Genomic DNA, 9207 nt, shown 5'->3' on the forward strand with positions numbered 1-9207 from the left:
CCCTTGCCAGCCGACGCCTACGTCCCAATTCTGAAGGGCAAGCGCGCAGAACTCGACGCGGTCTCTGGGACTCCAGCAGACAAACTCGTACCTCTCCTGGAATTCCTCGATCCGGCAAGTGTGGCGGCGCAGCTCACACGAGCGTGGAAGCATCCGGACGACGTCGTGTGGATACAGGCCCTCAACGCTGATGGGGCCGACGACGCGGCGTTTGCAACAGCACTGACCGACATGTTCAACTCGTTGCGCTCTGACTTTCGGGCCGTTCCCGTCTTGACCAGCACCGAAGAACCCGCCACGTTGGCGGCTTTTTCTCGGATCGCTGCGACGGACAGTCGAGGCGTAGTCCTTCGCATCGATGTCGAAGAGCTAATCGACGAGAGCATTGATAGCACCGCGGACATCACAGCCACACTCTCCGCGGTAGGTATGCCCGAGTCTGAAGTGGATCTGGTACTGGACGCTGGTCTACTGACCGGCTCAGCGACGATACAGTCAGCCGTCGCTCTCCAGGCAATCAACGAGCTACCACATACGAACTGGCGAACAATCGTAGTAGCGTTCTCAGCGTTTCCGGAGGCTATTGGCAACGTTGTCCCAAAGAACACCGTCGTAGCTATCCCGCGTATCGACGCAGCAGCATTTACCGCTGTTCGACGGGCGGCAAAGCTTCCATTGGTCTACGGCGACTACGCGATCGGAGTACCAACCTACAGCGACGTCGCCTTCACGCCGATCCCAAACATACGGTACGCCTCCGACGCAGAGTGGTATATCCATCGGGGCCGCGAGCGTGCCAATCCTTCCCCGCAGTATCGGGCGCTGGCACGTGCCCTTGTGGCTGCACCTTACTACTCAGGCGCTGCTTTCAGCCCGGGTGATCAGCAGATCAACGACGTTGCGACAGAAACCTCCGGGCCAGGAAACGCGACGACACACCTGCGCGCGGGCATGTCCCGTCACCTTCACCTGGTTCTTTCGCGACTCGCCAGCCTTGGCGTTCCGTGAGAGCGGTCGTTACGATCGACCTCAACTGATCTCGCTCAGTAACATCAGCTAGGTGTTTCGCAAGCTCGTTTCGCGTGAGGCCACGATAGCCGCCTGCTTGTCCGAGAGCGTCGAGAGCATGCAAAAGCTCGTCCCGCCATAAAAGAAGGGCCAGCGCAACAGTGTCAACAGAACGTCGCTGGTTTGCTTGTCGCACTTGTTGATAGGAGAGCCCATCATCGGGCGTCCGATCAACAACAGCCAGACCCCATCCGCGCTTCAGAATTTGTCGCGCCTTGGACAAGTGTCGCGTCGTCACTACCAATACGCAGAAATCGAATACGTCACCAAATACGTCCATCTGGCGAGGTAGCCTCGTGAGCGTGTCTCGATCGCTCTTCAATTCATAGCCAACGAGGTGGTCACCGATTACCGCAATATCAATGCGCCCACGCTCACCAATGACGAACTCATCGACAACGAGCCTCGAAGCGTCGTCACAAGCAACTGTGTCATGGACAACCGACCGGATCTCATCCTCGGTCACCGCGATCATGAGGATGATGCTAGTCGGAGAGCACTCGGCGCGATGCATTGACATCCTGTGGTCGTCGCTGCGGCAGCGCTCACCGATACCGCACTCCCCACGGCCGGACCTCGATCCCGCGCTGGCGCAGAATTCGCAGCACGGTCGACTTGGCGAAGCCAAGCTCTTCCGCCACGGTCCGAGCATCCTCGCCCGACGTGTAGCGGCGAACGATCTCATCCTTGTCTGCCTCACGTAGGCGACGTCGGCCACGAGTGTCCGCGACCGGACGCGGAAGAGGTGCCCTGACCGGCGTCGATGCCAAATCCTCGCGGTTGATGTTCAGACCAGAGAGGGCGACCATAATGATTATCATTACCATAAATCGCCTCTGTAACGGAGGCGATTTTGTGTCCGATCAGTACTGATTCCGCGCACTCGTGCGTCAGTGGTGTGACTCCATCACCTCTGTAAGCGTCGGTTCAAACCCGTTCACTTGGGTTCATCGGTACATAGTTTTCCCGAGTCTGCTTCTTGAGGTCGGATGTACCGATGAAGTGAAATACACCACCTGCTCCAATGCATATACCATGTATGAGTCCGTTTCATACGTGGTACAGTAATAATATGGATATTGCCGATAGAATTGAGCGATCTAAAAGCACAGAGCGTATTGATTACACGAAAATCGGCTTTGATGGGCGCGGCGACCCACTCGTGAAAGTAGAGTCGTCTGACAAGATTATGGTTAGTCCGGTATGGATGCTAGAAGATGATTTTGAAGGCAGCATGTACGCCGATTACATTGCAGAACATCCGGCGTACGACGACATCTATGTACGGTCTCAATTGTTGCAAAGAATCGAGCGGGCTGCGGAGTCGCTCGATGACAAATATAAGCTCGTTGTGAGAGCTGGCCACAGACCGTTAGCGATTCAGCGTCGCCTGCTACGAGAATGCGCGCAAGATTACAAGGATGATCATCCAGACGCTACCGACCAGGAAGCGCTCAAACACGCGCGTACCTTCGTGAGTGATCCGGACATCTCGCAACCACCGCATTGCTGCGGTGCGGCGATCGATGTCGAACTGTTTGACATCGACAGCAACAAGCTGGTTGATTTCGGCAGCGCTATGAATGTTGATGACGAGATTTCATACTTGCATTATGACCAAATTAGCCCTGAGCAAAAGGCTAATAGGATGCTGCTTCTCTCAACGATGTTGGAGCAGAAGCTCGCAAGTGTTGCATTCGAATGGTGGCACTTTTCCTATGGCGATCAGACTTGGGCGTGGTTCTATGGAGAACCTTGTAGCTTTTACAGTCCGGTCGATATCTAGCGAGGTCACACAAGCACGAGAAGACTATGGCCTAGCGATAGCGCACTCCCCACGGTCGGACCTCGACGCCACGTTGGCGCAGGATCCGCAGAACCGTGGACTTCGCGAAGCCGAGCTCTTCAGCCACGGTCCGAGCATCCTCGCCCGACGTGTAGCGGTGCACGATCTCATCCTTGTCCGCCTCACGCAGGCGACGCCGGCCACGGGTGTCCGCGACCGGACGCGGAAGTGGCGCTCTGACCGGCGTCGATGCCAAATCCTCGGGGTTGATGTTCAGACCAGAGAGGGCGACCATAATGATTATCATTACCATAAATCGCCTCTGTAACGGAGGCGATTTTGTGTCCGATCGGTACATGATTCCGCGCACTCGTGCGTCAGTGGTGTGATGCCATCACCTCTGTAAGCGTCGGTTCAAACCCATTCACTTGGTTTCATCGGTACATGGTTTTCCACAGGCGGCTTCTTGAGGTGGGATGTACCGATGACATGACATCCTGCTTATGGTTATACAATCAAATTATGTATTGTCAATTGGCTTGTGACGCTCTATATTGATAGCAGAGACACGTTTAAAAGGGAGGGTACTCAAATTGAACACAATACTAATCGGCTACGACCTGAATAGGCAGGGTCAAGACTATGACGACCTCATCGCGAGCATCAAAGCGCTCGGCTCATGGTGGCATCATCTCGATAGCACCTGGTTGGTCAAGACGTCTTCGAGCGCCAAGGAAGTGCGCGATCGTTTGGCACGGCACATCGATAGTAACGACGAGCTGCTAGTCATCAACGTGAGTGGTGACGCTGTCGCATGGCGCGGCTTTAACGAGCGTGGCAGCAAGTGGCTGAAGGACAACTTCTAACCATGACCGTCCCAACTAGTCTATCTACATCTGATGCAGAATGGCTTAGCCTCGTCAAGTATCAGCTCCTGGTTGCGCAGCAGCAATCCCAATTGGTGACGCCACTGAATGCGCTCGCTCTCAGCGCCGCGCAGGACAGCGTCGAATCCGTGCTCGCGCTGGTGGTGCAGGCAAAAGGTGGAGATCTGAAGGCACGTGCAGACTTTCTGCAAATTTTCGATGCCGCCGTGGCGCACGGGCAGGACGCAGACGAACTTCGCAAGCATCGGCCCGCAATCGCTGCAATGAACACTGCACGCGTCAGCTTCAAACATCATGGAAATGTTCCCGAGGCGTCTGCGATCGTGCGACATGTGGACCGTGCCAAGAGCCTTGTGCAGGAATTAGTCGACCAAGTATTCGACATCAGCCTCGACGATGTAAGTCTCCTCCTTTTCCTAAGAAGCGAAGAAGCTCAGAAACTACTGTCCGAAGCTCAGACGCTATGGAACTCCGAAAAGGCTGACGAAGCAATGGAAAAATTGCGTCTGGCGTTCGACGTCATTACTAAGGACTTCACTGGCCGAAAGTCTTGGTATCCAGGCAAGAGCGTCTTCACTACTAAACCATCATTCTATCCAACTGGTCGTGATATTAAGCAGTGGGGTAAGGTCGCGGAAAAGTTTGATGAGTGGCTTCAGAATCTCGATGGCTGGGTGCGTTACTCTGCGCTCGGAGTTAACATGATCGAGTATGCATACTTCAACGTGCACGCGCCGTCCGCGTCATACGCAATAGGCGGGAATGCATTCCTGAATAAACACGAGGGCGTGACCTACAACGAGGAAGTTTTCGTCCGTTGTTTCAAATTTGTCGTTGACACAGGAATATCTCTTGCGCGCAGTGATTTTGACTTCGACGCCTGGGCAGCACGACAGGCGGCCACCTCAGATATTTCAGACATTTAGCCTCACACTTGGCTGTATGCCAAGACTCACCAATCACACCTACCTCCACATTCACCATAAACTTCGCGAGCTGTGGGTCACGCATCCGCAGACGCTCTCGCTCGTGTCGTATCGTGACCAGCTGGCGCTTCATCGCTACTTCTCGCCGGCCATCGACGAGCCGGACGCTCGACACTTAGCCCATCGGCGCTGGATCTCTGAAGCTGAACCGTCGCTGCCACAACGAGCAGGCCGTGCGTACCAACGCTTGGGTCGCGCAATAGAGGAAGCTCAGCCAGCACCCGGCGCGGCCGTGCGGACACCGGCAGATGCGCCACGTCGGCTGCGGGTCCAAGGTCTGGCTCGACCCGAACTGGATGTTGAGCGCATTGCCCAGGTGATCTTCGAGCAGGTCATGACCGCGGTAGAGCAAGAGCAAAACAACGAGCACGACGAGGTCTCCGCTGTCTAGCGGTAGCGCACACCCCACGGCCGTACCTCGACCCCACGCTGGCGCAGGATTCGGAGCACCGTCGACTTGGCGAAACCAAGCTCCTCAGCCACGGTTCGGGCATCCTCACCGGCAACGTAGCGGCGAACGATCTCGTCCTTGTCCGCTTCACGCAGGCGCCGTCGACCGCGATTGTCCGCGACCGGACGCGGAATCTGCGCCCTGACCGGCGTCGATGCGAAATCCTCGCGGTTGATGTTCAGACCAGAGAGGGCGACCATAATGATTATCATTACCATAAATCGCCTCTGTAACGGAGGCGATTTTGTGTCCGATCGGTACACAGTGCTGCGTACTTGCGCGTTCGGGGTATGACACTCCCGTGTGCTTGCCGCCGCGTTCACGAACGCGGGAAACGCCTCGTAAGACGAGTTACTCCGCGGGGGCGGACGGCTCCAAGACCCGGCGCACGGTGGCTCGGCCGACGGTGAACGTGCGGGCTATCACCGAGATCGAGTGGCCATTGGCGTGCATCTCTCGGATCTGGTCTCGCTTCTCCGGGCTGACCACGGTCGGTCGACCTGGCCGGCGGCCAGCGCGCAGCGGCGGCCTCGAGGCCGGCCTTGGTGCGTTCGGAGATGAGGTCACGCTCGGCCTCGGCGAACGCGGCCATGATGTGGAGCATGAGCTTGCCGGAGACCGTCGTGGTATCGATCTTCTCCGTCAGCAGCAGCAGCTGCACGCCGCGCTCGTCGAGGATCTCGACGGTGCGCAGGATCTCGCTGAGGGACCTACCGAGACGGTCCAGCTTAGACGGCGACTTGGTCGCCGGCGCGCACGTAGTCGAGCATTGCTTCGAACTCTGGCCGCTGCTTTCGGGTGGAGGCCTTCTCCGTGAAGACCCGAACCGGGTGGAGTTTGGCGAGGGCGTCCATTTGCAGGTCGTGCCGTTGTTTGTCGGTCGAGACCCGTGCGTACCCGACAACCGCCTGGCGCTCAGCGTTCACAGCCGCTCCCCTGTTCTCGGCGCATGGTGCGCGCCAGGTGGGAACCCAGCTGCGGCGCGGCTTCTCTAACCGGCCCAGGACGGTCAGTCGCTGTGCTACCCGTCGTCGCGATCACGTAGGCGCGTGCTTGGTCGAGTTGCTCCCAGCTGCGACGCACCTCGGGCTCGTTGCGGATCCGGTGCAGTGCCGGCACATCACGGAAAGACTGCTCGAGGCGATCGTGCAGCTGTAGCCAGGCGCTGCGCTCCGGCGACGTCAGCGGCCGACGCTGCTCGTCGATGACCGCTCGGCCGGCGGCGCGGCCTCGCTCTACTGTCGCCGGCCCTGTCAGGTCCTGGAGGATCGAGCCGTCGCGGGCCATGATCGTGACCTGGTCGACGTACTCGCTTTCGCCAAGTGCCTGCACCGTTGCCGGCATACCAGCCAGGGCCGCATCGTGCGCAGCGACCGGAGTCCAGCGACCGTCCTGGTCGTTCTCCACGGAACTGACGTACCGGTCGACGGTCGAGATCAATGACTGCACCGGTGGCACAGCCACCACCACGGCATCCACCGCGAACCCTGCGCGGTGGAACTCGGCCGCGGTGTCAGTCACCATTGCCGGATCCCGGAACGTGCCCTCGAGCACGACACTGATTCGTTCTCGCTGGGCGTGGTCGACCGCGGCCGCGACCATGGGACCGGACACGCTCTGCGTGACCTCGGGCATGCGCAGCGGATCGTCACGCACCAGCTGCTTGTAGTCAGGGTGGAAGCGGCGGTAGTCATCGCCCTCGAGGACGATCGGCTGTTGGCCCGGATGCAGCTGGCTGGCTCGGCCGGCGGCGGCGGTCTTGCCGGCGCCCGGTTGTCCGCCCAGTAGCACCACCACGGGCGCGGAAGACGCCGTAGCACCTTCGAAGACACGATCGCGGACCGTCCTGGTCCAACGGTCATGTAGCCACTGCTGATCGGGATAGAACGGTGAACTCACCGCAGCCCGTGCTGTTCATCGAGGCGGCGTCGCTCACTCCCCCAGCGACGCACTGCCGCGATGACGCTCGTTCGATCGTCCGGGTGCAGGGCTCGACGCTCCAGCTGCAGCTGAGAGTCCGCGTCGCGCCACCGATGCGCTTCCTGCACGTCGCAGGCGTGATCTTCCAACCAGATGTAGGTGCCGCCCAGTTCGGTCGCGGCCTGGCTCGCCACATCGAACAACACCGAGGTCTCGAGCTCCTCCAGCGGACGTGCTGCAGTCTTCGTGTGCAGGTTCGTCATCTCGTATACCTCCTGTGATATCCCCAATGCTACCAGGAGTGGCCGAAAAGGATCCGCTCCGCCTTACCGGTCAATTATGTTTCGGCCATGCTTTATCGCCAGGGCATCGACCGCGGATGTCGGGGGCGTCGATGAGGAGCCGGCGACTGGCCGTAAACCTCCGAGCGGCGCCGCTGCGTGTCAGTAGCGGATCGTCTAATGAGACTGTCCCCGCGGGAAGTAGGTGACGGTGGCGACCGCTAGGTTGAACGTGGGTATTTGTTCCACACCGAGCGATGGCGGGCGAATGCGGCAGGGATCGAGGTCGGCGATGCTGGCCGGTGTAGCCGAGTTCGTGGGTTCACGATCGGCTGATCGTTCGTTGCGCGTTGCCGTGGATGGTCCGCCGGCTTCTGGCAAGACAACTCTGGCCGATGAACTCGCCGCGGTGTTGGGGCACCGGGGTCGACCGGTCCTGCGGGCGACGATTGATGATTTTCTGGTTCCGCGCGATCGCCGATATGCGCGAGGTGAGCTGTCAGGCGAGGGCTGTTACCGGGACGCTCATGATCATGCGGCGTTGTGCCGGATGCTGCTGGATCCTCTTGGTCCTGGTGGTGATCGCAGGATCCAGCTGGCGGCGTTCGACGCGTTTGCTGATCAACCTCTGCCCAGCCACCCGATCGTTGCCGCGGACGACGCGCTCTTGATCTTTGATGGTGTTTTCCTGATGCGCCCAGAGCTACGCAGCCGCTGGGATCTGACCGTCTTCGTTCAGACGTCCTTTGCGACCACGATCGTCAGGGCGCAACAGCGGGAACGCGCGATTGCCTCCCAAGCCGCGATCGCGCGGCGGTGGACCAAGCGGTATCTCCCGGCGCAAGAGCTGTACTTCGCAGAGGCACGGCCTGCCGCTACGGCCGACGTCCTTGTCAACAACGATGACTTTCGGCGCCCGAGCTGGCAGATCCGTGCCGCCGGCCAGACCGGTTGCTGAGCCGTCGGTCAAGTAGACGTCAGTAAGTGATCGTCAAACGGGCAGCCTCGCTCGATCAGTCCCGACGATCTGCGACGACGGTGAACACGGTCCCGCTGAGCCCGTGCGCGCTGTCCAGCACCAGATCCGCGTTGTCGTCTGGGTGTTGGAGTTGTGCGTACTGCTCTTCCAAAGGCATCCATACCTCGACCCACTGCTCTCGTGCGTCTTCGCCGTCACGGTCAAGTCCCCGTGAGAGCCGCAGCTCGTACGGTGCGTGACACCAGATGGAGCAGCTGTAGGCATCGCGCATTACGTCATCGAGGCAGTACACGCCTTCCACGATGACCGGTGCACCGGCCGGAATCTCGATCAACTCAGCCAGCGCGTCTGTCGGCCAGTCGTATCGGCGGTACTGAATGGCACGACCTTCGCGGGCAGGCTGGAGAACCTCCGTGCGCAGCCGCGGAAGATCAAACAACGCGCCAACGGCCCCCTCAAGTTCACCGTGACGAACTGTCGGAAGGTAGAAGTCATCAACGTGGACAACGTGTGCGTCAGGGATCTGCTCCGCGAGCAGCGCGGCCAGGGTGCTTTTGCCCGTAGCACCCGCCCCGTCGATGCCCACGAGTACCCGATCGGCTTCAGTAATCCGCTGCGCGAGCGATGGTATCGACAGACTGTGATCCATCACGCTGACCTTCCTCTCACCGCGCCGCGACCCGACGCTCCGGTCGCCAGCGTAAAGAGATCACCCCCCGCCCCCCGACCGCCGCTGAATTTCGCGAGGCCGCCGAGTGTCAAGGGCCAGTGATTTCTGCCCAGGGGCGGTCGTGAGACCTGCCCGGTGACGGTCACGAGAATTGCCCGGTGATGGCCGTGGGATCTGCC

The 9207-nt window shown here is 59.6% G+C and carries 15 protein-coding genes and 1 pseudogene; 6 read left to right on the plus strand and 10 right to left on the minus strand.

From position 1 onward, the window contains the following. The first annotated feature begins 3 nt into the window (after positions 1–3). A complete protein-coding gene (locus EFY87_RS14210) occupies positions 4–1008 on the plus strand; it encodes a beta family protein (RefSeq protein WP_158607645.1) in 1005 nt (334 codons plus the stop codon). On the opposite strand, the gene EFY87_RS21375 is transcribed toward EFY87_RS14210, so the two are convergent. Continuing rightward, on the minus strand, positions 890–1720 hold the full coding sequence (locus EFY87_RS21375) for a sce7726 family protein (RefSeq protein WP_425459366.1): 831 nt from the start codon (positions 1718–1720) through the stop codon (positions 890–892). The genes EFY87_RS14210 and EFY87_RS21375 overlap by 119 nt on opposite strands. Next, positions 1614–1895, minus strand: a complete 282-nt coding sequence (locus EFY87_RS21185; protein WP_123272144.1) for a helix-turn-helix domain-containing protein — start codon at positions 1893–1895, stop codon at positions 1614–1616. Before EFY87_RS21185 ends, EFY87_RS21375 begins: the two co-directional genes overlap by 107 nt. A 245-nt stretch (positions 1896–2140) precedes the next feature. On the opposite strand from EFY87_RS21185, the gene EFY87_RS14225 reads away from it, so the two are divergent. Then, positions 2141–2854: a M15 family metallopeptidase gene (locus EFY87_RS14225; RefSeq protein WP_158607648.1), complete on the plus strand. Its 714-nt coding sequence runs from the start codon at positions 2141–2143 to the stop codon at positions 2852–2854. A 31-nt stretch (positions 2855–2885) separates the two neighbouring features. Here EFY87_RS14225 and EFY87_RS14230 read toward each other — a convergent pair whose 3' ends face one another. Then, on the minus strand, positions 2886–3149 hold the full coding sequence (locus EFY87_RS14230; protein ID WP_158607649.1) for a helix-turn-helix domain-containing protein: 264 nt from the start codon (positions 3147–3149) through the stop codon (positions 2886–2888). 298 nt (positions 3150–3447) lie between these two features. On the opposite strand from EFY87_RS14230, the gene EFY87_RS14235 reads away from it, so the two are divergent. From EFY87_RS14235 to EFY87_RS20070, 3 genes are read left to right on the plus strand one after another with little or no spacing between them, the layout of a single operon-like run. Further along, on the plus strand, positions 3448–3720 hold the full coding sequence (locus EFY87_RS14235; protein ID WP_123272147.1) for a SinR family protein: 273 nt from the start codon (positions 3448–3450) through the stop codon (positions 3718–3720). Positions 3721–3722: 2 nt separating this feature from the next. After that, positions 3723–4667, plus strand: a complete 945-nt coding sequence (locus EFY87_RS20065) for a hypothetical protein (protein ID WP_148043350.1) — start codon at positions 3723–3725, stop codon at positions 4665–4667. Positions 4668–4683: 16 nt separating this feature from the next. Further along, positions 4684–5118, plus strand: coding sequence for a hypothetical protein (locus EFY87_RS20070; protein WP_148043351.1), 435 nt, complete (start codon positions 4684–4686; stop codon positions 5116–5118). On the opposite strand, the gene EFY87_RS14250 is transcribed toward EFY87_RS20070, so the two are convergent. From EFY87_RS14250 to EFY87_RS14275, 6 genes and pseudogenes are all read right to left on the minus strand, one after another. Next, entirely contained in the window at positions 5115–5378 is a 264-nt protein-coding gene (locus EFY87_RS14250; RefSeq protein ID WP_123272150.1) for a helix-turn-helix domain-containing protein, read from the minus strand. The genes EFY87_RS20070 and EFY87_RS14250 overlap by 4 nt on opposite strands. A gap of 151 nt (positions 5379–5529) precedes the next feature. Continuing rightward, complete coding sequence (locus EFY87_RS21380; protein ID WP_425459367.1) at positions 5530–5745, minus strand: helix-turn-helix domain-containing protein; 216 nt, start codon at positions 5743–5745, stop codon at positions 5530–5532. Next, positions 5705–5905, minus strand: a pseudogene (locus EFY87_RS21385) (recombinase family protein); the annotation flags it as partial. The gene EFY87_RS21380 and the pseudogene EFY87_RS21385, both read right to left, overlap by 41 nt. Position 5906: 1 nt before the next feature. Then, entirely contained in the window at positions 5907–6104 is a 198-nt protein-coding gene (locus EFY87_RS21190) for a recombinase family protein (protein ID WP_158607651.1), read from the minus strand. Then, positions 6094–7077 (minus strand): zeta toxin family protein, encoded by a 984-nt coding sequence (locus tag EFY87_RS14270; RefSeq protein WP_123272153.1) that lies wholly within the window; start codon positions 7075–7077, stop codon positions 6094–6096. The genes EFY87_RS21190 and EFY87_RS14270 overlap by 11 nt, the downstream gene beginning before the upstream one ends. Then, positions 7074–7361 carry a hypothetical protein gene (locus EFY87_RS14275; RefSeq protein WP_123272154.1) on the minus strand — a complete coding sequence of 96 codons (288 nt, stop codon included), beginning with the start codon at positions 7359–7361 and terminating at the stop codon, positions 7074–7076. The genes EFY87_RS14270 and EFY87_RS14275 overlap by 4 nt, the downstream gene beginning before the upstream one ends. A gap of 310 nt (positions 7362–7671) precedes the next feature. Here EFY87_RS14275 and EFY87_RS14280 point away from each other — a divergent pair, with 310 nt between their 5' ends. Further along, positions 7672–8337 carry a nucleoside/nucleotide kinase family protein gene (locus EFY87_RS14280; RefSeq protein ID WP_220093641.1) on the plus strand — a complete coding sequence of 222 codons (666 nt, stop codon included), beginning with the start codon at positions 7672–7674 and terminating at the stop codon, positions 8335–8337. A 55-nt stretch (positions 8338–8392) separates the two neighbouring features. On the opposite strand, the gene EFY87_RS14285 is transcribed toward EFY87_RS14280, so the two are convergent. Beyond that, a complete protein-coding gene (locus EFY87_RS14285; protein WP_148043353.1) occupies positions 8393–9007 on the minus strand; it encodes a uridine kinase family protein in 615 nt (204 codons plus the stop codon). Between the last annotated feature and the right edge of the window lie 200 nt (positions 9008–9207).

This window comes from Flexivirga caeni, assembly GCF_003724155.1.
Lineage (GTDB): Bacteria > Actinomycetota > Actinomycetes > Actinomycetales > Dermatophilaceae > Flexivirga > Flexivirga caeni.